Here is a 20,948-nt window from a genome sequence, read left to right on the forward strand (position 1 = left end):
TCACGCGGGCGATGTGGCGACGGCGGCGGCGACACCGACGGTGACGGCAACGGCGACGGCAGTGGAGGCGGCAGCGGCGGCGGCGTCGGCGTGGGAGCCGCCGTCGGAGCAGGCGCAGGAGCACCGCTCGGACCGGGCGACGGTGATTGTAATGGAAGCGGAGAGCTTGACGCGGCCGGGAGCGCCGATGCGGTGGGCGACGGCACGACGCTGGGCGGGGGCAATGCGATCAGGGCATTCGACGCCCCCGCGTTCGCCGCGATGCTGCAGATCACGATGACGGCGCCGCACGCGAAGTTTCGGAGATTCACTGGCTGGGCGTTCGCGCCGTGTCGTGCGCCCGCCCTCTATCGGTTTTCGCCGCGCTAGATCGGCTTGTGCGGTCGGATCGTCACCCGCCCGAATTTGCTGGATGCGGTGATCTCAGGACCGCCGCCGCGCAACGCCATGGAAAGCGCGTGCCGATTGAAGATGCGCACGCTCCCCGGGCGCTTTTCAAATGCGTTCACGACCGAGCCAGACTCGCTCTGCGCGTCCACGTTCGCCGCGGCGTCCGGCGCCAATCCTACCTGAATGTTTCCCTGACGCGAATTGAAGCGGTATGCGCCCCGCCCAAGCGACGAGAATTCCCAGTCGACGTCGCCCGATTGCGTCGTGACGTCGGCTTGATTCACGGACATCTGGCGTGCCGTTATGGCGCCGCGCGCCGACTCGACGCCGAGCGCCCCTGCGATTCCGTTCAGCGTGATCGGCCCCGTCCACGTGCGTACGAGTCCACGCCCGGACATGTTCTGAAGGTTGATGCCGCCTCGGCCGGTGACGATCACGTAGGTGCCGGTGAGATTGCTGGCGCTGACGTCGCCTGGTCCGGCGCCGACGATGAGCCCAGCTAGCGTCGGCGGCACGTAGATCGTTATGTCGCTTCCGCCTCTATTGGTGACACTCAGTCCGTCGCTGCCGTCTTGCAGCCCGGGGATTGTGAAACTGCGCGGACCCAATCCGCCGCGAACAGCGCCCGGCGCCGCGCCTGCGTTGCCCGCTGCAGGCGCCGCCGCAGGCGCTCCCGCCTTGCCGACAACCGGCGCTCCTTGTTGCGGCAACATGATGTGACCGTCGGCGTCCGCCGACACTGCGAAATGCTTCAACGCGACTCGGTCCGGACTCACAACACGCACTTCGCCAGGATTTCCAACCATGATCGTGACGGTGCCGCCGGCCGACTTTATCGCGACAAGGCCCGCTCCGGCGAGCGGTGACGTCTGGTCGGCGCAGGCAGCAGCCGATGTCGCGAACATCGCGATTGCGGCAAGGACGGTGGCGAGCGGCGCGGGTCCGCGGAGGCGGTGAAGCATGTTTAACCGATCGGGAGGACGTCGTTGGTCTTCCCAACCTTCACAGTACGCTTTTGGGGCCGGGAGCGCATGAATGGCCTGTGAACTGAAGATGAGGTCAGCATGAGAACACTCAAGCGGCCGGCATTTCGACGGTAAACGTCGTGCCCACGCCTAGCCCGGAGTCGGCCCGGATGTCGCCGCGATGGACTCGTATGATGTTGCGGACCACGGCGAGCCCCAAGCCCGTACCCTCGACGCGTCGAGAGCGGGCCGGATCGGCGCGGTAGAACCGTTCGAAGACGTGCGGAAGCGCGCCGGCCGGAATTCCCGGCCCGGTATCGGTGACGGTCAACCGGACGCGAGATTTCTCGCGCACCACCGTGAGCGAGACGCCGCCGGTTTCCGTGAACTTGATCGCGTTCTCGGTGAGATTGGTGATCAATTGGCGCAACAGTCCCGGCTCGCCGCGCACGACCGAATTCCCGTCGCATCGCACGGTTAGAGTCAAGCCCTTTTGTTCTGCACCGGGCCGCATCGCCGTTGCTACGTCGTGCACGACGGCCGCCATGTCGACGGTCTCCATCGACAACGCGTCCGCGTCGTCGGTCTTGGCAAGCGTCAGCATGGCGTTGATGACGCGCGCCATGCTCGCGCTTTCGGCGCGGATCGTCTCGAGCGCCTCCGCGCGCAATACGGGGTCGCTGTCGGCCCAACGTTGCAGCATCTGCGCGTTGCCGTTGATCACGGTGAGCGGTGTCTTCAGCTCGTGCGACGCGTCGGCGATGAAGCGCCGCTCGCGCGCGAAAGCGCCTTCCAGACGGCTCAACATCTCGTCGAACGTCGCAGCCAACACGCCGAGTTCGTCGCGACGGTCCTGCCAGTTCAAGCGCTTTGCGAGATCGTCGCCGCCGATCTCGCGCGCGGCGCGAGCGATCTCGTTGATCGGGGCGACGGCGGTGCGCGTGAGCCAAGCGCCCGCGGCGATCACAGCGACGGCCGCGAGCGCGACGCTCAAGAGCAAGAACACGCCGAACGCGGCAAGCGTCTGCCGGACGAGGACGAGCGACTCGGCGACGTAGACGACGACCTCCGGTCCCTGCGGGCCATTGATCGTCATCCAGTGCGCGAGCACGGGACCGACGGCGGTATCGGCCGTGCCCCAGTTCTCGTCGAAGCCCCCGGGGGCGCGCCATGGCGTGTAACCCGACGTCGGGAGCTCGGCGGAACCGAGGTTCGCGCTGCGGCCGATCGGATACGCGGGGTTGCCTGGAGTGAATACCTCGACGTAGAGTCCGGCACCGGCGAATGTGTTGAGCGTGGACTCGTCGGCAAGCAGCGTGCGCACACTGACGACGCCGAATGGTTCGTTGCGTTCGTCGCGCGCCGCGCTCGCGATCTGATCGCTGACACCGCTCACACGTTGCGCCGTCGAGATCGTGAGCACGCGCGCTGCGCCGGCGTTCACGGCGATAGCGAACGCGGCCAGCAGGACGAGCATCAACCCCCCGTACCACGCCATCATGCGCCAGCGCAGTCCGGCGAAGAACGGCGGAGCGGTCGACTTCAGATCGACCGGCACGGTGCGATCCGCGCTAGGTCCGGAGAGCGTAGCCGACGCCCCGGACAGTGTGAATCAGTTTGTCGTCCGCACCCTCGTCGACTTTATTGCGGAGGTAGCGAATATAGACATCGATGAGATTCGACTCACCGAGAAAATCCGAACCCCACACGCTATTGAAGATCTCGTCGCGGGTATGGACCTTATTGGGATACATCAGCAGAAATTCGAGCAGCGAAAATTCCTTGGCCGTGAGCGTGATGACGTTTGGCCCACGCTTCACTTCGTGCGTGTCGCGGTTGAGGATGAGATCCTTAGCGCTCAACGTCCGTTCGACCGGTTCGTGCGAGCGCAGCTGCACGCGGATGCGCGCGAGCAGCTCTTCGATGGAAAACGGTTTTGTCAGATAGTCGTTCGCACCGGTGTCGAGCCCGGCGATGCGGTCCGGCACCGCATCTTTGGCGGTGAGCATGATGATCGGCACCGAGGAATGACGGCGCACCCTTCGGCAGACCTCAAGGCCGTCGATTCGTGGCAGCAATAGATCGAGGACGATGAGGTCGGGGCCCTTGAGCGCGCGCTCGATGGCGCTTGCCCCGTCGGCGCAGACCTCTATTCTGAAGCCCTCGTGCTCGAGCTCAAGCTGCAGTACGCGCGCGATCTTCTCATCGTCTTCAACGATGAGTATCCACTGCTTCTCAGCCGATCCTACGGTGGCTGTTTGCTCCATTATGCCCTCGTCCAGTGCATGTAGCGGTTGGCTCTGTCACCCATCTTAAAGGTTAACGGCTGGTGAACCCGCTCGCATTAACGGCACGTGAAACCGGAATTGCCTTGGGGCAATCCGTATTAGGGCAAGCCGTACTAGGGCAAGCATCGCTTGCCCAAATATGCGGATTTGTAGTAGGGCAACCATCGCTTGCCCAAAAATGCGATGGCCGTGAGACTCTTCGCCGCTATTCCGTTGGACGCCGGCGCGCGCACGTACGTCGCGACAGCACTCGATGCTCTCAAGCGAGAAGGCGCTCGCGCGCGATGGGTTCGGCCCGAAAATTGGCACGTCACAATAGCGTTTCTCGGCGAAGTCGCCGACGCGGGCCTCCCTGCGGTCATCTTGGCGTTCCGGTCTGTCGTTCAAAGTTCCGTACTAGGGCAAGCATCGCTTGCCCAGTCAATGATAAAACCTTTTTCGCTCCAGCTATCTAGTATCGGCGCATTCCCGAATCTACTGCGGCCCCGCGTCATCTGGGTCGGCGGGCGCGAACCAGATCTCGCATTCGAGCGCGCCTCACTCGCGTTACGCACTGCCTTCGCCTCGCTGGGCTTTCGTTTTGACGACGCGGCAACGCCGCACGCGACGATCGGCCGCACGAATGGGTCCACGCCGCTGCGCGCTCCTCAGCTATCCGTCGAGTTTTCAATGCCGGTGACGCGGCTCGTGCTTTTTGAATCGGTACTCGGGCCTGCGGGCGTGCGATACCCCGAACGCGAAGAGATCATCCTCGGATAGACCGTCGAGATGAAGGATATGAAATGAAACACATGCTCGTCATCGGTGCAGTTTTGTTTGGGTTAGCCTCGAGCTTTGCGCCATGCGCCGCTAAAGCGGCTGAAGGGCCAGGATTCAATGGACCGCCGCCCAGCATCTCGGTCTCGGCGAGCGGCAGCGTGAAGTACGCGCCCGATATCGCCCACGTTTCGTTCGGCGTGCGCGCACAGTCGCAGGCTGCGACTGACGCCGCCGCACAGGTCAACACACGCGCACAAGCGGTGGTCAAGGAATTGCGCGGTATGGGCATTTCCGACGCTGACATAAAGACGAGCGGTTATACGCTGGACTTTCAACAAAACGATTCCGGCATGGGTGGTTCTGTCTCGAACGGCCCGCTGGCGGGCGAACCGCACCGGCCGATTTCGCTCGGCTACTACGTCGCCACCGAAAGCATCGATGTCACCGTATCGGTTTCGCAGGCCGGCGCTGCCCTTGACGGTGCGGTCAAAGCCGGTGCAAACGAGACGTACGGACTTTCGTACGACACATCGCAACGCGACCGGCTCTATCGTCAAGCACTCGCCGCCGGAGTCTCATCTGCGCGCGCGCAAGCCGTCGCTCTCGCGGCGGCTGCCGGCGTCCAACTTGGAAGTATAATAGCGATATCCACCGGTGGCGGCGGTGGGCCCATGCCCATGCAAGGACGGATGATGATGATGGGCGCGAGCGCAGTCGCACCGCCCGTGCTTGGTGGAACGGACACGATCGACGCGACGGTCAGCGTGATCTACGCCATCAAACCTTAGCACAAAAAAAACAGGGCAAGCGTTGCTTGCCCCACTGTGGGTCGCGTTGGCCGGAGGTTGCAAATCCGGCTACGCTTTTAGGCGTTGAGGAGAGTCTCTTACTTTTTGCGTACGAGCGCCATGGCCCAACCGCCGGCGGTCATTTTTCGGACGATCATCCCGTCTTTGCGACGGTCGAAGAATTGGAAGCCCAGGCTTTCAGCCTCTCCTAGATCCTTGAAAACGAGCAATCCTTGCATGGCCTGGTTTCCTTTCGGCGTGTCGTCCTGTGCATGTGACGTATAACGGTAGTAAAACATTACATGAATGTCCCAACTTAGTTGTGGAATTGTCATATGATGACGCGAAGCACGCCGAGGTAGCCCTTCAACGGGACGCGAAAGCCGAATTTCGATATGCCCGAAGTCCAACTCGCCGTCGAGACCGCAGTCGTCAGCAGCCGGGAGCCGTTAGGCCCCGGCTTTTGGCGTATCGCCCTTCGGTGTCCGCGCATCGCGCGCGCGGCCGGCCCCGCCCAATACGTCGCGACCGATTTGCCGGGGCCGTTCGCCGTGCGGCTTCCGCTGGGCATCTGGACGGTCGACGGCGACGAGTTCACGCTGCTGTTTCGCGAGTGGGGCGAACGCACGGCTCAACTCTCGCGCGTGATGCCGGGCACAGAAATCTCCGTCATCGGTCCGCTCGGCAACAGCTTTAGCATCCCGGCGCCGGGATCGCACGCGACGATTGTCGCCGGTGGGGTCGGCGTCGTGCCATTCTGGCTGCTCGGGCGCGCGCTCATCAAAGCGGGCGTCCAGACGCGCGTCCTTCTTGGCGCGCGCACGAAGGCTATGTTGATCGGTGCCGCCGAGCTTCGAGATCTCGGTCTAACGCTCGACACTTGCACCGATGACGGAACTGCCGGCCAAAAAGGCACGGTTCTCGACCTGCTGCGCGATCAGGGCCCTGTGGACATGCTTTACGGCTGCGGCCCGCCGGCCATGCTGCGCGCGCTGTGCGAGCACGCGAACGCCGCCAAAATCCCGTGTCAGATATCCATGGAAGAAACTTTTGGATGTTCGATGGGAACGTGCTGGGGTTGCGTGGTGCCGGTCCGCCGAGGATGTACGCAGGCCACCGGATATCCCAGAGCGCCGGATGAGCGGCGGCCCTACGATCTCTCGCGCATCTGCACCGACGGCACCGTTTATTCCGCGTCCGATGTGGAGTGGCTTTGATGGGCGTCGATATGTCGGTCCACATCGGCCCGGCAATATTGAAAAATCCGGTGATCGCCGCGAGCGGCTGCTACAACCGCGGCGCCGAGTACGCGCGCGTGACCGAAATCGGCGAATACGGTGCGATCACGATCAAAAGCATCACGAGCAAACCCCGGCTCGGCAACTCGATGCCGCGCGTGATTCCAGTTCCCGGCGGTCTGCTCAACGCGATCGGTCTGCAAGGACCGGGCATCGATCACTTCTTAGCGCACGATGCGCGGGAAATAGCGGCGGTGCCGACGGCGATCATCGCGAGCGTCGCCGGTTTTTCGGTGGCCGAGTTCGCTGCGGTCGCAGTGCGCATGAACGGGCTCCCCAACGTCATCGCGATCGAACTCGACGTATCGTGTCCGAACGTCGACCGTGAGGGCGAGTGCTTTGCGGAGAGCGCTGCGGCGATCGGCGAAGTGGTGCGTGCGGTGAAAGCGACGGCGAAACTCCCCGTCATCGCAAAGCTCACCCCGAACGTATCCGACCTACGATCGATCGCAGTTGCGGCCGAAGCCGCCGGCGCGGACGCGATCTCGCTCATCAACGCGGTTCGCGGCATGGTCATCGACACGACGCGCGCTCGACCGTGGCTTGCGAACGGCACCGGCGGTCTCACCGGACCCGCGATTCGTCCGATCGCCGTTCTCGCCGTCTGGGAAGTGGCCCGCGCCGTTCGGATTCCGATCATCGGCATGGGTGGAATCGAAACGGCCCGGGATGCGCTGGAATTCATGTTCGCAGGCGCGACAGCGGTGAGCGTGGGCACCGCGAATTTCCGCGATCCCGACGTGGCCCGCAAGATCAACGCCGGGCTCCGCGGCGAAGCGGCGAGGCGCGGATTTGCATCGGTGAGCGCATTGACGGGTCTGGCAAACCCCGAGTTCGCAGGCGTGAGGGTCAGCAGGTGACTCAACTCATCGTCGCCCTAGACGAGCCGGATTACGACCGCGCACGCTTTATTGTAGAGCAGACCGCGCCGGATGTACGGTGGTATAAGGTCGGTTACGAGGCCTACTGCGGTTACGGCGATCAAATACTGACGCTGTTGCGCAAGACCGGAAAATCCATCTTTCTCGACCTCAAATTACACGACATCCCGAACACGGTGGGTGCGGCTGTTCGCGCGGCTGCGCGATCCGGCGCAAGCCTGATCACGCTGCACGCTTCAGGCGGTTCGGCCATGATTGCGGCCGCGTCCGCCGCGCGCGTCGAATACAACGCAGCCGGTGGCAAGCTCCGGCTCCTCGCGGTCACCGTGCTGACAAGTCTGAACGCCGAAGATCTACGCGCGCTCGGCATTAATGGTTCGCCCGAAGAGCAAGTGCTTCGACTTGCAACGCTCGCGTCGGCGGCGGGAGCGGACGGCGCAGTGTGTTCCGTGGCCGAAGCGCCGGCCGTGCGCTCCACATGCGGAGCCAGTTTCGTACTGCTATGTCCGGGCATCCGCCCCGCCGGCGCCGATGCGCAAGATCAGCGCCGGGTCGCCACCCCCGCCGATGCGGTGCGCGCCGGCGCAGATTTCATCGTCGTCGGCAGGCCGATCACAAAGGCGTCTGATCCCGGCGCCGCAGCTCGGGCGATTCTTGCCGACCTATCTTAGACCCTCAGTTGTTAATCCCGTCGGCTTCTCGTCGAAACCGGCCGACACGCACCGGGCTTGCGTGTCAGCCAGTTACGGCTCCAGTGTAATCTGTGCCGCTACATTCGTGTGAAAGCCTCAACTGTATTCAATACGCCGCTGCTATTCGCTCCGCCGACAACGTATATTGTATGACCGATAACGCGGCTAGCCAGAGCCCAACGTGTTGTCGGCATGGACACCGTCGTGGTCCAAGTGTTCGTTGATGGATTGTAAACTTCGACCGTATGTCTTCCCTGGGTGCCGTTAATGCCGCCGATGGCATACAGTCTGTCCCCAAGAATGCTCGAAGCTAGACAGCAGCCTTTCCTCTTCATGGGCGCCTTGGTTGTCCAAGTATCCACGACAGGATCGTACGCCTCAACGGTATTTATAGAGTACGACCCACCTACCGCGTAGAGCACGCCGTTAATAACTCCAACAGCGAGGTTGGGGCGTGGCGTCGGCATGGAAGCTTTGGTGGTCCAGGTGTCTGTCGTTGGATCGTAAGCCTCAACGGTGCTTAGGTAGGGGTCGCTTTCGCCGCCAACGGCGTAGAGTATGCCGTTGACGACGCCGACAGCTAGACCGAAGCGCCCAGTTGGCATGGGTGCCTTGGTGGTCCAGCTGTCTGTCATAGGATTGTATGCCTCAACCATATTCAAGCCGCAGTTCCCGAACTTGCAGGTACCATTGTAGCCACCGACGGCATAGAGTATTCCGTTGACGACACCAATGGCTAGCGCGTACCGCGCGGTCGGCATAGGTGCTTTAGTCGTCCAAGAATCTGTCGTTGGATTGTAAGCCTCGACCGTGCTCAAGTTTTTATTGCTAGCATCATAGCCGCCAACTGCGTAGAGTATGCCGTTGATGGCCCCCGCCGCTAGCCAAGTGCGCGCGGTCGGCATCGGTGCCTTGGTGACCCAAGTCCCGAGGGCTTGTGGCGCCACTCGGGCGCCTTCTGTTCCGGGACTACGAACAATTGTGGTATTGCTCGCGCCTGAACATCCGGACACGGCCGCGATGAGCGCGGCAGCAACCCATAGTCGGGTATTTCTCAGATTCATTTTCCGCCCTCCGAATAAGCATGAGTTCCGATCTTCATATTGCTCCCTAGGCGTCGCGCCAGCGTCCACTCCGCCAGGGGCCACGCGGACGGCTCGGCGGCGGCAGGCGGAATCGTATACTCCTCGCTTCGAAACATTCGGGCTGGCCGGCGCGTAATAGCCACATGACTATCGTTGCGGCGCTGATTTCGGCGTTGTTCCTCGCGTCCACTCCCGCTCCCACAGTGGCTGCGCCCGCCGGATCCCTCACGCCCGCAGTCGAGCCGAGCCCCGTCGTCATCTACCACCGCGCGATCGCGGCTATGAGAAGCGCGAACGCGCATCGGCCGGACTATGCCACGTATCAGCTCGACTACATCGGTCACAACCTCGTCCTGACCCCGAAGGTGACGAAGGGCAAGACCGACTGGGATATGGATCTTAAGCACGCCAACGATTCCCACTCGTATCAAGTCTGGTATCGCTCGCACGACGAGAGAGCGCTCACGCAGGACTTAGCCACGCACGCCGCTTACCGCGGCGAGGCTCTGATCGCGCCGACTGAGGCCGACGTATTAGAAAACGGTTCGACGCCGAAGCCATCCGTCGGTCCGAGTCCGACGCCCTCTGGTCCGCCGGATTCGCCGGCGGGCGCCACGACCGAAGTGCTCGGCTCGGTCAGCGTCGAAGCCAGCCGATACTACGACATCACGCTTGTTGGCGTTGAAAATCTAAAGGGCAGCGAAGTCTATCATCTTCACCTTCACGCGAATAGCGACGTCATCGACCATCCGCTCACAGACCTGTATGTCGACACCACGACCTATCTAGTCCGGGCTGCGCACGCCGAGGTGACGTTGCGCGGCGTCGTTTTCGCGTTCGGTCTAGCCATCGATGTCGCGTACGAACCGGTCGGCGCGTACTGGCTGCTCGACAATTTGCACTTCCACGGCAACGGCTACGCGTTGTTCTACCATGCCAACATGGAATGCACGATGATCATGCACGACTTCACCGTACCGGCATCGTTGCCGGAGTCGTATTTCACGGTGCCCGCTACGCCGTAGGTCCGTGCGCGGCGCGCGGCAAATGCCGAACGCCATGAATCCAAACGACGTGCTTACGCTGCTCGAACGCCGCGGCGCGATGCTGACCGGCCACTTCGTACTCTCGTCTGGGCTCCATAGCGACCGCTTCATCCAAAAGTTCCGCATCTTCGAAGACCCGCCCACGGCCGAGGCGGTCTGCGGCGCTCTCGCCGACCTGGTCCGCGCAACGCACCCGCAAGTCGTGGTTTCCGCCGCTGTCGGCGGTGTTATTCCGGGATACATCGTCGCCAAAGCGCTCGGCGTGCGCGACATCTTCTTAGAGAAAGAGAACGGCGTCGCCATGCTTCGGCGCGGATTTTTAATCTCGCACGGCGAGCGCGTCGCGGTCATCGAGGACGTGATGACCACCGGCAAGTCCACAGCAGAGATATTGGACGTGGTTCAGCGGCGCGGCGGAGACGTCGTCGCCATCGGCGCGGTGGTCAAGCGAGGCCGCGTCAGTCTCCCGTTGCCCGTCACTGCGCTGCTCGATTTGCCGCTCGCCGACTACTTGCCGGCCGCTTGTGAATTGTGCAAGCGCGGCGTGCCGATCGTCGATCCGGGCAGCCGACGGGTGGTGTGAAAATTGGGGCAAGCGATGCTTGCCCTAGTACGAGTGCAAAAACCCTACAAAAAAAATGGGCAAGCGATCCTTGCCCTAGTACAATAAAGGTCTAGTAGTGGCCGAGGGTGCCGTCCATCTTCGCGCGTTGGACCGCGCGGTGGAAATAGAACAGTGAAATGGGGAGTAGGATCGTGGTGGCGACGCAAAGCCAAATCGCGTCGTACCAGGTCTGCACGAGAGACAATCCAGCTACCGCGTCGCGCATTCCGTTGAGCGCGTGCGTGATGGGTAGGCACCACGACACTTTTTGCAGCCATAGCGGCAGCAAAGAAACCGGGAACTGCACGCCGCCGAGCAGACTCGCTGAAGAGCCCGCGATGAAGCCGGTGCCCGCGTTTTGCTTGTAGGTCATGATGGTGGCGGCGGCCATGACGCCGATGGACGACATGCACACGACGATGAGGGTTAGGAAGACGATCATCGTCAAGAAGTTGGTGTGCGAAAGATTCAGCCCGAACGGCACGGCGACCAAGAGGAAGAAGATCACCTGAAACGAGGTGAGCACGAACGCCCATAGTCCCGCGGAGAGCACGACCGTGGGCAGCCCCGTCGGCGTGGCGAGCACCACCTCGAGCGTGCCGAGCATCTGGTCGTTGCGAACCGCCATCTGGAAGCACTGGATGGCCATCGTCTGAAAGCGTGAAAACGCGAGCCCGATGATCACCCATGTGAAGTAGTCGCCGCCGGGGACATGCCGTTTGACCATCGGCGAACCCGACGTCAGTTTCGCGATGAAGAAGAACGCCACGACTTGGATCGCGATCGTGAACCACTGGAAGTAGAACTGAAGATCGTACGACTTCGCGAGGCGCGCGTCGCGCATGAAGATCGCAAACGCCTTGCTGAAGCGATCGACGAAAATGTTGCTCGGAGCGACGATCCCAGTGCTACTCATCGTTGTCGGTCACTCGGATCAGGTCGCTGAATATGTCGATCGGGCGCACCGCCTCGGTGCGGAACGCGCGTACCGTGGCGCCGTTCGAGCTGACGGCGCTAAGCAATTGGGTGAGCGAGAGCTCGGACGGTGCGATCTCGATATCGAGCACGAAACCTTCGGCCGAGATCGAGGATTCGAACAGAGACAATCCGGGGATAGCCTTCGCACGTTCCACGAGCGCATCGTCGAGCTGATCCACGACGATCTGATAGCGCAGCATGCGGGTGAAATTGGTGTCAAGCGAATTCGGCGGACCGCATGCCACGACCTCACCTTGCTTGAGCACGGCGATCGTATCGCAAAGCGTCCACGCTTCGTCGAGAAGGTTCGTTGCGAGGACCACCGTCTTGCCCATTTTTCCGACGAGATCGTCGCGAATCATGCGGCGCAGTTCTTCCGCGTGCACAGGATCCACCGCGCGCGTGGGCTCGTCGAAGAACAAAAGCGGCGGGTCGGCGATCAGCGCACGCGCAACCGTCAGGCGCTGACGCATGCCCGACGAAAATCCGGAAAAGGGACGGTCCATGGCCGACTCGAGATCGACCATCCTAATGACTTCTTTGATCCGTTTTCGCAGCGACCTACCGCGCACGCCCATGAGCGTTCCGAAAAATTCAAGATTTTGGCGCGCGCTCAGACGGAAATAAAAACTGCGCTCTTCACTCGTGCAAAGGCCGATGCGTCGCTTCGCAGCCATCGGACTGCGAACCGCGTTGATTCCATCGATACGAATCGTGCCGCTGTCAGGAATCGAGAGCGTGGCCAGCATCTTGAGGAGGGTCGTCTTGCCGGCGCCGTTGGCGCCGAGCAGGCCGAATAATTCGCCGCGACGGACGGAGAGTGAAATGCTATGCAGTACTTCGCGCCGCGGAATGCGGCCGAAGTGCTTGATGGTCGGCATGATGCCGTACATGGTCGGGAATGATTTCACAAGCCGGTCGACAACGATCATCGCGCCGGTGTTCACATCTGGACTATCGGGCAACTGGAACGTCCTTACTCGAGATTATATGGCTTCTGTAGAAGTATATCGGCCGAATGCGACGCAGGATAGGGTCGATTGACGTGAACTGCCTGGGTCGCCGGTCGAGAGGATGTTCGCCATCCGTGCTCCGGACCACTTTAAGGGACGGCATCCCCGCCATTGCTATTGACCAGGTCGATAGCCGCGTCTGCTCCCTGCAAGCAGAAGGTTCGGATGCCGGCCACGGCGCGCTCGATCGCTTCGGGCAATAGCTTTTCTTCGTCACCGCTAAATGCTCCAAGAACGAATCCGATCGCGTCGAGGCCGTCGCGGCCGATGCCGAAGCGCAGCCGCGGGTAGTCTTTCGTGCCGAGGGCATTCGTTATGTCCTTTAGGCCGTTATTGCCGCCGTCACTGCCGCCGCGCCGCATCCGCAAACGGGCGAAGGGCAGATTGAAATCGTCACACACGATGAGCAGATCGGCCGGTGTCAGCTTATAGAACGCCGCAAGCGGTTGGACCGCTGCGCCCGAATCGTTCATGTACGTGAGCGGCATCGCAAGCACTGCATCGAGCGCGGGAGCTTGCGCGACTCGCGCGTTGAACTTCGAGCGCCAGCCATCGACGTTTTCGGTTGCAGCGAGCGCTTGAAGCACGCGAAATCCGATGTTATGACGGGTGCGAACGTATTGGGCCCCGGGATTGCCGAGGCCCACGACCAACCGCATTCATGAACTCCGCTCTTGTAGGAGGGCAATCATCGCTGGCCCATCGACTCGCATTAGGCCAAGCATCGCTTGCCCACCGACTTGTATTAGGGCAAGCATCGCTTGCCCACCGCCTAGGTCGCGACTTCTTCCGTCGGCTTCTTGCCGATGAGTTCCGGCTCGGCAACAACCTCGGCAACCGCGGCCACCACAGGCTCTTCAACCTTCGACGGCGGCAGCACGGCGACGATGACATCGTCGGGCTCTTCGATATAGCGAACGCCCTCGATAGCCGGCAGTTCGCGCACATGGAACGCGTCGGTGATGTTGAGGTCGCGGACGTCGACTTCGATGTGGTCGGGGATGCTGCCCGGCAAAGCCGAGACCGTGATCTCTCTCATCACGATATCGAGGATGCCGCCGTTCTTCACGCCCGCTGCCGTGCCGACCGCGACGATGCGCACGGTGGTCTCGACTTCTTCATTGAGATTGACGGCGTGGAGATCGACGTGCAGCAGACGTTTCGTGACGGGGTCGAGTTGGCGGTCGTGCAGCAGCACGGGCGTGGGACCGCGGCCTTCAATTTCGAGGTTGATGACCGAGTGCGCGCCGTGGCTGAGCGCAACGCGCAAATCGCGCGATTCGATAACGATGGCGACGGGGTCGCCGAAGGCACGTCCATAGACGATGCCCGGAATCTTGCCTTCGTCGCGCAGCCGTTTGACGGATTTGGAGCCGGTGGCCTCGCGAGGCTTTGCGGCCAACTTGATCTGTTCCATGTTGTTCCTTTACGTTCGATGGGCAAGCGTTGCTTGCCCTAATACAGGGTCGGCCGGTTCTGCGGGCTCGTTGACCGACATCGAATCGAACAGCGTGGAGCCGCGCTGGCTTTGCGCCAACTCGCCTTCCTGCTCTTCGTAGATCTCCGAGATCGACCGATTTGTGCTGATGCGCTTGATGGTCTCGGCGAGCATGGGCGCGACCGAGAGCACCTTGATCTTCTCGCCGCGGATCTCGTTCGGCACCGGGATGGTGTTGGTGACGATGACTTCCGCAATCGGCGACTCGATGAACTTTTTGGCTGCGTCACCGGCGAATATCCCGTGGGTGGCGCACGTGATGACCGAAACGGCGCCGCGCTCGAGCAGCGCTTCGGCCGCCTTGACGAGTGTGCCGCCTGTGGAGATCATGTCGTCGATGATGATGGCCGTCTTGCCTCTCAGGTCGCCGACGACTTCGCTCACTTCATTGACGTCCGGCCGCGGCCGGCGCTTGAAGACGATGGCGACGGTGGCCTGGAGCCTCTTCGCAAACGCTTCGGCGCGCGCCACGCCGCCGGCGTCCGGCGACACGACCACATATCCGGGTCCGATCATCTTCTTTGAATTGATGAGGTGATTGGCAAGGATGTAGCTGGCGGTGAGGTTGTCGACCGGCTGATCGAAGAAACCTTGGATTTGGGCGGCATGCAGATCCACGGTCACGATGCGATCGGCGCCGGCCGTCACCAGAAGATTCGCGATCAGCTTGGCCGAGATCGGCTCGCGGCCTTTCGTCTTTTTGTCTTGCTTGGCGTAGCCGTAGTACGGGATGACGGCCGTGATGCGATAGGCCGACGCGCGCTTAAGCGCGTCGATCATCAACAGCATTTCCATGAGCGAGTCGTTCACGCCACAGAGGCCGTCGGCCGACTTACATATGGACTGGATGACGAAGACGTCGGCGCCGCGCACATTTTCGTGGATCTCGATGCGCCGTTCGTCGTTGGCAAAGGTGGTGACGAGCGCCTTGCCCAGGCGCGTGCCCATCCGGGCGGCGATCTCCTCAGCCAATGCGGGGTTGGAGGTGCCTGAGAAGAGGACCGGTTTTGCCGTAGCCATAACAGCGGTTCTCCCATTCCGTTTTTTTGGGTTGCCGTACTAGGGTGACCAACGGTCACCCCCTGTCGCTCCCCACTCCGCCGCGACCGAGTTTAATCAAGCCATACTCTCTATCGCAGGCGCCGAATCAACTTCTACGAAGCCATCCTTTCGACCCCTGGCGATGGAGCGCCCTACTGTGCCGAAATTCGAAGTCATATCCCCGTTTTCGCCCTCAGGGGACCAGCCGCAGGCTATCGTGGCGCTCGCCGAAGGCATCCGCCGCGGCGACCGCGCTCAGACCTTGCTCGGCGTGACGGGCAGCGGAAAGACCGCGACCATGGCGTGGGCGGTCGAGGCTGTGCAAAAGCCCACTCTTGTTCTATGCCACAACAAGACGTTGGCGGCGCAGCTATGCGGCGAGTTCAAAGAGTTCTTTCCAAAGAACGCCGTCGAGTATTTCGTCAGTTACTTCGACTACTATCAGCCCGAGGCGTACATCGCGTCGTCGGACACGTACATCGAAAAGGACTCCTCGATAAACGACGAGATCGAGCGGCTGCGGCACTCGGCCACACAGTCGCTGCTGACGCGGCCGGACACGATCATCGTCGCGTCGGTTTCCTGTATCTTCGGCTTGGGCTCGCCTTCGGACTATATGGAGATGTCGCTGAACCTGAAGCGGGGCCAAGAATTCGACCGCGATAAGCTGCTGCGCAAGCTTGTGGACATGCAGTATTCGCGCAACGACATCGCGATGGTGCGCGGAACGTTCCGGGTTCGCGGCGACGTGCTCGAATATGTCGCGGTGGACGACGAGGTGGTCACGCGGCTGGATTTCTTCGGCGATCAGCTCGAAAGCATCACACGCATCAATCAGGTCACCGGCGAATTGATCGAAGAAGTCGACGAGTTGACCATCTTTCCCGCGAAGCACTTCATCACGCCCGAAGAAAAGCTCCGCCGTGCGTGCGTTTCGATCGAAGAAGAGCTGGTGGACCGCGTCGCGTTCTTCAAGCGCGAGGGGCGGCCGCTCGAGGCGCAGCGCATCGAGATGCGGACGCGCAACGATTTGGAAAGTCTGCGCGAGCTCGGCTACTGCAACGGCATCGAAAACTATTCGCGCCACCTAACCGGACGCGCGCCGGGTCAGACACCGTTCTGCCTGATCGATTTCTTCCCCGACGATTGGCTGCTGTTCGTTGATGAGTCGCACGTGACGCTGCCTCAGGTGCACGGGATGTACCAGGGCGACCGCTCGCGCAAGGAAGCGTTGGTGGAGTACGGGTTCCGCCTGCCGTCGGCGCTGGACAACCGGCCGCTCACGTTCGACGAATTCGATAAGCACATCAATCAAGTCGTCTATGTCTCGGCCACGCCGGGCAAGTACGAGCGCGAGCATGCGACGCAAATCGTGGAGCAGATCATCCGCCCCACCGGCCTGGTCGATCCGCAGATCGTGCGCCGGCCCACCGCCGGTCAAGTGGATGACCTCATGGAGGAAATCCGCAAGCGGGCCGCTTCGGGAGAGCGCACGCTTGTCACCACGCTCACAAAGAAGATGGCCGAGGATCTGACCGACTATCTAATCGAGGCGGACGTGAAGGCGCGCTACCTGCATTCGGAGATCGAAACCCTGGAGCGCATCGCCATCCTGCGCGACTTGCGGTTAGGTGAATTCGATTGCCTGGTGGGCATAAATCTGTTGCGCGAAGGTTTGGATCTGCCGGAAGTGTCTTTGGTGGCGATACTCGACGCGGACAAAGAGGGCTACTTGCGTTCGGAGACGTCGCTGATTCAGACGATTGGCCGCGCTGCGCGCCACGTGAGCGGCATGGTGTTGATGTATGCGGATAACCTGACCGCATCGATGGAGCGCGCCATCAATGAGACCGAACGCAGGCGGGCGCGTCAGTTGGCGTACAACGCAGAGCACAACATCGATCCGCAATCCATCCGCAAGTCGATCCGGGATATATTATCTTCGGTGTACTCCGATCGCGAGCAACATGCGAAAGGCAAGAAGGCACTGCGCGAAGTGCCGCGCGACGTGTTGATGGCCACCATCACCAAGCTCGACCGCGAGATGCGCAATGCAGCGGCCAAATTAGAGTTCGAGAAGGCGGCGGCGCTGCGAGACGAGCTGTGGGAGCTGCGCAAACAGTTGCCTGACGGCGGGGACTCGCGGCTTTCGAAAAAAGCGCCGAACGTGTTCGGCCAGAAAGTCCGCGAAGCCGCCCTGTTCTAGTATGTGAGCTCAATCCTGTAGGAGGGCAAGCATCGCTTGCCCACGTGTTTAGTACGAGTTCTGTGGGGCCGACCTTTATGGTCGGCCGGCCGTACTATCGTTTACCAAAAGGACTCTCGGGCGAGCGAAACGCACGACCCTGGGGCGCCTTCACACCCGCCTTGAATCGGAGTCCTACTTTGCCCAACTACAACCGCCTAGAGATCGCTCGCGAATACTACGGCGCTTATTTGTCCGGCGATCGCAACGTACTCGAGGAGCGACTGACCGACGACTTGACGTTCTATAGTCCTGCGGACGTGGGCATCGACCGGGCGAAGTATTTCGAGCGGTGCTGGCCAAACGCTAAAGTTTCCGGAACGTTCGACTTCAAACGGCTCGTCGAGTCCGGCGACGAAGTCATCGTGACCTACGAGAGCACGAAAAAGGATGGCAGCCGGTTTCAAAACACCGAGGTTCTCACGTTTAGGCTTGACAAGATTTGCAAGGTGGAAGTCTACTTCGGGTGGGACTTGTGACGCGCGGGGAGAAACCCGAACATTCAGATCACTGACATAGGAGAGTAGCATGCCTACAGCCGGCAAGAATAAATCGATAACGCGAGACAAGCTCGCTGCCCTACTGAACGAGGATCTTTCGCGCGAATATCAGGCGATCATCGCGTACGTCGTCTACTCTCAAGTGCTCAAGGGCGCGGAATATATGAGCATCGCAGCGCAGTTAGAGATACACGCAAAGCAAGAACTCGATCATGCGCTCATCATCTCACGGCTCATCGACTATCTCGGGAAGATGCCGACGGTCACGCCCAAGCCGGTCCGCATTTCGGAAAAGGCCAAAGACATGTTGCGTTTCGATTTGGACAACGAAAATGAAACGATTCGCAACTATCGCGAACGCGTCCGCCAATGCGAGGAGCTCGGCGAATTCGCGATGGCAGAGCAGATCAGAGACATCCTCGTCAACGAGCAGGACCATCAAATCGACCTAGCCACCGCTCTTGGCGAAGACGCGCCGGACCTCACTCGCCGCAAGAAGTCTTAAGCGGCTAAACATTCGAGCGCAAACGTACTAGGGCAAGCATCGCTTGCCCGGCGTTCGCGCCGCACTGACTGTAGGAGGGCAAGCATCGCTTGCCCTCGCGTTATTTAGGCTGCGGCGGGGTGAATAGATATTGGATGGCCATGCTAAAGCCCGGCAGCACGGGATGTGCAAAAATATCGTCGCCGCCAAAGCGCTGCGTTTGACCGGATTCGCAGACCGTAGCGGACTGCGCATCGGTGTCCACGAGCACTACCGCCAGTGCGCCCGCGGCGAGATACACGCGGACTTTTTCGGCGACGTCGTCGGGACGATCGTCCGGCGATAGGATCTCGATTGGCACATCGGGCGCGACGCGAGGTATCTCGGTCTCGAGTTGCGCCGCGTACGGCAACCGCGCGTAGGATAGGTAAGCCACATCCGGCACGAGCGGCCGGCGATCCTCGCCCGGCGGAGCCACGTAAAAGTGCCATTCGGTCCCTACCATGCCGCGGCCCGTCACCTGCGCCCATGCATCGCGTGCGGCCGCAAAGCGCGTTTGCGCGAGCGCATGTTTTCGCTTCGGGCTTACTTTCTGCACAGCCCGGCCATTGATCCATTCGAGCGCCGGTTTAGTCTCCGGCAAAAAGATTTCGCGCATGGGTTTGATCGCACAACAGTATATCATAGTGGACTGAGGCCAGGTCAAGACTCGCGCCCGCCTGACTGAATATGCAGTGCTTTACGTGAAAAATTGCGAACGTTTACAACTGAATCGCAATCTTCATTCACACGACGAGGAAACGCAACGTGAGCGACACCATCAGCCCACAAGAACTCGATGAGATGCGCAAAAAGGGAGACAATTTCATACTTCTCGACGTGAGGCGTGCGGAACACTTCGCAGAAGATCCATCTATCATTCCGGGCGCTGTTCGAAAACTTCCTGAATCAGTCGAATCGTGGGCTGCCGAATTGCCAGCCGGTACGCCGATCGTTCTCTATTGCGTCAGAGGCGGATCGGTCAGCCAAGCAGTGACTCCGGCGCTTCAAAAGCTCGGTCGTGACGCGAAGTATATCGCGGGTGGGATCGACGCTTGGAAAGCTAACGGCGGCGATGTGGAACCGGCCGACCCGCTAGTAGAAAAGTCCGATCGACGGGATACGCTTCGAAAGCGCTGAAAAAAATGGGCAAGCGATGCTTGCCCTAGTACGGAACGACGGGGCAAGCGACGCTTGCCCTCCTATAGGGACTAGTGTAGGGCGATGCCGCCGGGCCGTATGATGTTGCTGCTGCCGCCTCCCAGGAGTGCGCCGGGACCGGTCGTGTTGGAGAAGCTCGGCGTGTACGCAGTGATGTAGCCGAGCGCCTGTCCTTGCAAACCAGAGTTCGCGACGAAGAGCGTGCCTAGCGAATTCACGGCGAGACCCGACGGGTTGTAGAGTTGCGGCTGAGTAGTACCGACCCCTAGGCTGCGGATCTGCGTCGGCGTTCCCGAGCCCGAAAGCGCCGAATACTCACGGACCTCATAGTTTTGATCGCACGCAACGTAGATGTTCTTCGCGCCATCGAGCGCGATGCCGTCGGGCTGCGCGCAATTACCGCTGAACGAAACGAGCGGTGCGACATTGCCGCTTGCGCCCGGACCAAATATCGTGATGAGATTGTTCGCGATGTTCGTGACGTACACGTTGCCGGCGCCGTCCACGGCCGCGTACTGCGGATTGTTCAATAGTGTCGCAGATCCGCCGATGCGCCGGATTGGTCCCTGATTACCGGTTGGATTCGGCCCGAACTCCAATACCTCGAACAATCCCGAACTGTCTGTTTGCGAATTCACCACGAATACATCGCCGGCCGAATCGAAAGCGATGCCGATCGGCCCCGCGAGAAATGTGGAGCTACCTTGCACCGTATTGATGGGCGCGACGTTGCCGGTGGCACCCGCGTTGTACTCGGTGATGCTGCTCGTGTTGAAGTTCGTGACCCACATGTTGCCTGCCCGGTCCACCGCGATTCCCTGCGGCACCGAGAGTCCGGTGACGTTCCCAGTGATGTCTTGGGTGGGCGCCGGCCCCCCATTCGCGTTTTGCGGAAAGACGAGCACTTGGTCGATCAGCACGCCCGTGTCTATTGAGGAATCGGTAAGAAACATGGAGCCCGTCACGGGCGGTGGCGTTGGACCGGCGATGATTTGGTTGCTGGACGATGAATTGCACGCGGTGAGCAATAATAGCAACGCCGCCAGCGGTGCCGCAGCGGTCACTCGCTCGAACTTGATATTCATACTTCTCCCCTAAGTCCGCCCTAGCTTGACCCCATGATACCCAAATAAACTGGGTCTATGATGTGAAGCCGGTGAGACTTGTGGACTATTCCGCACGCGGCTTGTCGT

At 61.1% G+C, this 20,948-nt stretch carries 24 protein-coding genes; 12 read left to right on the plus strand and 12 right to left on the minus strand.

The genetic code is table 11. The annotated features are described in order from the left end of the window. On the plus strand, positions 1-369 hold a 369-nt coding region (locus VII69_09905; GenBank protein ID HEY5095418.1), incomplete at its 5' end, for a hypothetical protein. Here VII69_09905 and VII69_09910 read toward each other — a convergent pair. From VII69_09910 to VII69_09920, 3 genes are all read right to left on the minus strand, one after another. After that, positions 366-1,352, minus strand: a complete 987-nt coding sequence (locus VII69_09910) for a DUF4097 family beta strand repeat-containing protein (GenBank protein HEY5095419.1) — start codon at positions 1,350-1,352, stop codon at positions 366-368. The genes VII69_09905 and VII69_09910 overlap by 4 nt on opposite strands. A gap of 112 nt (positions 1,353-1,464) precedes the next feature. After that, the gene (locus VII69_09915; GenBank protein ID HEY5095420.1) at positions 1,465-2,913 is read right to left on the minus strand and encodes a HAMP domain-containing sensor histidine kinase; all 1,449 of its coding nucleotides are present in this window, start codon (positions 2,911-2,913) and stop codon (positions 1,465-1,467) included. A gap of 13 nt (positions 2,914-2,926) precedes the next feature. After that, on the minus strand, positions 2,927-3,622 hold the full coding sequence (locus tag VII69_09920) for a response regulator transcription factor (protein ID HEY5095421.1): 696 nt from the start codon (positions 3,620-3,622) through the stop codon (positions 2,927-2,929). A gap of 204 nt (positions 3,623-3,826) precedes the next feature. Between VII69_09920 and thpR the strand changes: the two genes are divergently transcribed. Further along, a complete protein-coding gene (gene thpR, locus VII69_09925; GenBank protein HEY5095422.1) occupies positions 3,827-4,402 on the plus strand; it encodes an RNA 2',3'-cyclic phosphodiesterase in 576 nt (191 codons plus the stop codon). Between the two features lie 23 nt (positions 4,403-4,425). Next, positions 4,426-5,190: an SIMPL domain-containing protein gene (locus VII69_09930; protein HEY5095423.1), complete on the plus strand. Its 765-nt coding sequence runs from the start codon at positions 4,426-4,428 to the stop codon at positions 5,188-5,190. Between the two features lie 98 nt (positions 5,191-5,288). Here VII69_09930 and VII69_09935 read toward each other — a convergent pair whose 3' ends face one another. After that, complete coding sequence (locus VII69_09935; GenBank protein HEY5095424.1) at positions 5,289-5,525, minus strand: hypothetical protein; 237 nt, start codon at positions 5,523-5,525, stop codon at positions 5,289-5,291. Positions 5,526-5,585: 60 nt separating this feature from the next. On the opposite strand from VII69_09935, the gene VII69_09940 reads away from it, so the two are divergent. From VII69_09940 to pyrF, 3 genes are read left to right on the plus strand one after another with little or no spacing between them, the layout of a single operon-like run. Then, positions 5,586-6,407, plus strand: coding sequence for a hypothetical protein (locus VII69_09940; GenBank protein HEY5095425.1), 822 nt, complete (start codon positions 5,586-5,588; stop codon positions 6,405-6,407). Positions 6,408-6,418: 11 nt separating this feature from the next. Continuing rightward, positions 6,419-7,348, plus strand: a complete 930-nt coding sequence (locus VII69_09945; protein HEY5095426.1) for a dihydroorotate dehydrogenase — start codon at positions 6,419-6,421, stop codon at positions 7,346-7,348. Further along, complete coding sequence (pyrF, locus tag VII69_09950; GenBank protein ID HEY5095427.1) at positions 7,345-8,040, plus strand: orotidine-5'-phosphate decarboxylase; 696 nt, start codon at positions 7,345-7,347, stop codon at positions 8,038-8,040. Before VII69_09945 ends, pyrF begins: the two co-directional genes overlap by 4 nt. A gap of 98 nt (positions 8,041-8,138) precedes the next feature. Here the strand turns inward: pyrF and VII69_09955 are convergent, their stop codons facing one another. Beyond that, the gene (locus tag VII69_09955) at positions 8,139-8,966 is read right to left on the minus strand and encodes a kelch repeat-containing protein (protein ID HEY5095428.1); all 828 of its coding nucleotides are present in this window, start codon (positions 8,964-8,966) and stop codon (positions 8,139-8,141) included. Positions 8,967-9,289: 323 nt separating this feature from the next. On the opposite strand from VII69_09955, the gene VII69_09960 reads away from it, so the two are divergent. Together VII69_09960 and pyrE are read left to right on the plus strand one after the other, a co-directional pair. Beyond that, positions 9,290-10,171: a hypothetical protein gene (locus VII69_09960; GenBank protein HEY5095429.1), complete on the plus strand. Its 882-nt coding sequence runs from the start codon at positions 9,290-9,292 to the stop codon at positions 10,169-10,171. 4 nt (positions 10,172-10,175) lie between these two features. Beyond that, positions 10,176-10,775, plus strand: a complete 600-nt coding sequence (gene pyrE / locus VII69_09965) for an orotate phosphoribosyltransferase (protein ID HEY5095430.1) — start codon at positions 10,176-10,178, stop codon at positions 10,773-10,775. A gap of 91 nt (positions 10,776-10,866) precedes the next feature. Here the strand turns inward: pyrE and VII69_09970 are convergent, their stop codons facing one another. From VII69_09970 to VII69_09990, 5 genes are all read right to left on the minus strand, one after another. Continuing rightward, a complete protein-coding gene (locus VII69_09970) occupies positions 10,867-11,712 on the minus strand; it encodes an ABC transporter permease (protein ID HEY5095431.1) in 846 nt (281 codons plus the stop codon). After that, a complete protein-coding gene (locus VII69_09975; protein HEY5095432.1) occupies positions 11,705-12,739 on the minus strand; it encodes an ABC transporter ATP-binding protein in 1,035 nt (344 codons plus the stop codon). Before VII69_09975 ends, VII69_09970 begins: the two co-directional genes overlap by 8 nt. Before the next feature lie 137 nt (positions 12,740-12,876). After that, a complete protein-coding gene (gene pth / locus VII69_09980) occupies positions 12,877-13,446 on the minus strand; it encodes an aminoacyl-tRNA hydrolase (protein ID HEY5095433.1) in 570 nt (189 codons plus the stop codon). 113 nt (positions 13,447-13,559) lie between these two features. Further along, on the minus strand, positions 13,560-14,204 hold the full coding sequence (locus VII69_09985) for a 50S ribosomal protein L25 (protein HEY5095434.1): 645 nt from the start codon (positions 14,202-14,204) through the stop codon (positions 13,560-13,562). Positions 14,205-14,213: 9 nt separating this feature from the next. Continuing rightward, positions 14,214-15,305, minus strand: a complete 1,092-nt coding sequence (locus VII69_09990; protein HEY5095435.1) for a ribose-phosphate pyrophosphokinase — start codon at positions 15,303-15,305, stop codon at positions 14,214-14,216. 178 nt (positions 15,306-15,483) lie between these two features. Between VII69_09990 and uvrB the strand changes: the two genes are divergently transcribed. The 3 genes from uvrB to VII69_10005 all read left to right on the plus strand — a co-directional run bounded on the left by uvrB (position 15,484) and on the right by VII69_10005 (position 18,576). Then, positions 15,484-17,532, plus strand: coding sequence for an excinuclease ABC subunit UvrB (gene uvrB / locus VII69_09995; protein ID HEY5095436.1), 2,049 nt, complete (start codon positions 15,484-15,486; stop codon positions 17,530-17,532). 179 nt (positions 17,533-17,711) lie between these two features. Beyond that, positions 17,712-18,050: a nuclear transport factor 2 family protein gene (locus VII69_10000; protein ID HEY5095437.1), complete on the plus strand. Its 339-nt coding sequence runs from the start codon at positions 17,712-17,714 to the stop codon at positions 18,048-18,050. A 49-nt stretch (positions 18,051-18,099) separates the two neighbouring features. Beyond that, on the plus strand, positions 18,100-18,576 hold the full coding sequence (locus VII69_10005) for a ferritin-like domain-containing protein (protein HEY5095438.1): 477 nt from the start codon (positions 18,100-18,102) through the stop codon (positions 18,574-18,576). 100 nt (positions 18,577-18,676) lie between these two features. On the opposite strand, the gene VII69_10010 is transcribed toward VII69_10005, so the two are convergent. Beyond that, a complete protein-coding gene (locus VII69_10010) occupies positions 18,677-19,213 on the minus strand; it encodes a Uma2 family endonuclease (GenBank protein ID HEY5095439.1) in 537 nt (178 codons plus the stop codon). A gap of 149 nt (positions 19,214-19,362) precedes the next feature. Between VII69_10010 and VII69_10015 the strand changes: the two genes are divergently transcribed. Next, positions 19,363-19,734: a thiosulfate sulfurtransferase GlpE gene (locus VII69_10015; protein ID HEY5095440.1), complete on the plus strand. Its 372-nt coding sequence runs from the start codon at positions 19,363-19,365 to the stop codon at positions 19,732-19,734. 71 nt (positions 19,735-19,805) lie between these two features. Here VII69_10015 and VII69_10020 read toward each other — a convergent pair whose 3' ends face one another. Then, positions 19,806-20,840, minus strand: a complete 1,035-nt coding sequence (locus tag VII69_10020) for an NHL repeat-containing protein (protein HEY5095441.1) — start codon at positions 20,838-20,840, stop codon at positions 19,806-19,808. Between the last annotated feature and the right edge of the window lie 108 nt (positions 20,841-20,948).

The sequence above is a fragment of the Candidatus Eremiobacteraceae bacterium genome (assembly GCA_036511855.1).
GTDB lineage: Bacteria > Vulcanimicrobiota > Vulcanimicrobiia > Eremiobacterales > Eremiobacteraceae > JABCYQ01.

What these genes read in the sequence shown, in the direction of transcription:
- VII69_09910 (HEY5095419.1), bottom strand. Translation starts at nt 1,352, where the DNA reads ATGCTTCACCGCCTCCGCGGACCCGCGCCGCTCGCCACCGTCCTTGCC.
- VII69_09920 (HEY5095421.1), bottom strand. Translation starts at nt 3,622, where the DNA reads ATGGAGCAAACAGCCACCGTAGGATCGGCTGAGAAGCAGTGGATACTC.
- thpR (HEY5095422.1), top strand. Translation starts at nt 3,827, where the DNA reads ATGGCCGTGAGACTCTTCGCCGCTATTCCGTTGGACGCCGGCGCGCGC.
- VII69_09930 (HEY5095423.1), top strand. Translation starts at nt 4,426, where the DNA reads ATGAAACACATGCTCGTCATCGGTGCAGTTTTGTTTGGGTTAGCCTCG.
- VII69_09935 (HEY5095424.1), bottom strand. Translation starts at nt 5,525, where the DNA reads ATGACAATTCCACAACTAAGTTGGGACATTCATGTAATGTTTTACTAC.
- VII69_09940 (HEY5095425.1), top strand. Translation starts at nt 5,586, where the DNA reads ATGCCCGAAGTCCAACTCGCCGTCGAGACCGCAGTCGTCAGCAGCCGG.
- VII69_09945 (HEY5095426.1), top strand. Translation starts at nt 6,419, where the DNA reads ATGTCGGTCCACATCGGCCCGGCAATATTGAAAAATCCGGTGATCGCC.
- VII69_09955 (HEY5095428.1), bottom strand. Translation starts at nt 8,966, where the DNA reads ATGCCGACCGCGCGCACTTGGCTAGCGGCGGGGGCCATCAACGGCATA.
- VII69_09960 (HEY5095429.1), top strand. Translation starts at nt 9,290, where the DNA reads ATGACTATCGTTGCGGCGCTGATTTCGGCGTTGTTCCTCGCGTCCACT.
- VII69_09970 (HEY5095431.1), bottom strand. Translation starts at nt 11,712, where the DNA reads ATGAGTAGCACTGGGATCGTCGCTCCGAGCAACATTTTCGTCGATCGC.
- pth (HEY5095433.1), bottom strand. Translation starts at nt 13,446, where the DNA reads ATGCGGTTGGTCGTGGGCCTCGGCAATCCCGGGGCCCAATACGTTCGC.
- VII69_09985 (HEY5095434.1), bottom strand. Translation starts at nt 14,204, where the DNA reads ATGGAACAGATCAAGTTGGCCGCAAAGCCTCGCGAGGCCACCGGCTCC.
- VII69_09990 (HEY5095435.1), bottom strand. Translation starts at nt 15,305, where the DNA reads ATGGCTACGGCAAAACCGGTCCTCTTCTCAGGCACCTCCAACCCCGCA.
- VII69_10005 (HEY5095438.1), top strand. Translation starts at nt 18,100, where the DNA reads ATGCCTACAGCCGGCAAGAATAAATCGATAACGCGAGACAAGCTCGCT.
- VII69_10010 (HEY5095439.1), bottom strand. Translation starts at nt 19,213, where the DNA reads ATGCGCGAAATCTTTTTGCCGGAGACTAAACCGGCGCTCGAATGGATC.
- VII69_10020 (HEY5095441.1), bottom strand. Translation starts at nt 20,840, where the DNA reads ATGAATATCAAGTTCGAGCGAGTGACCGCTGCGGCACCGCTGGCGGCG.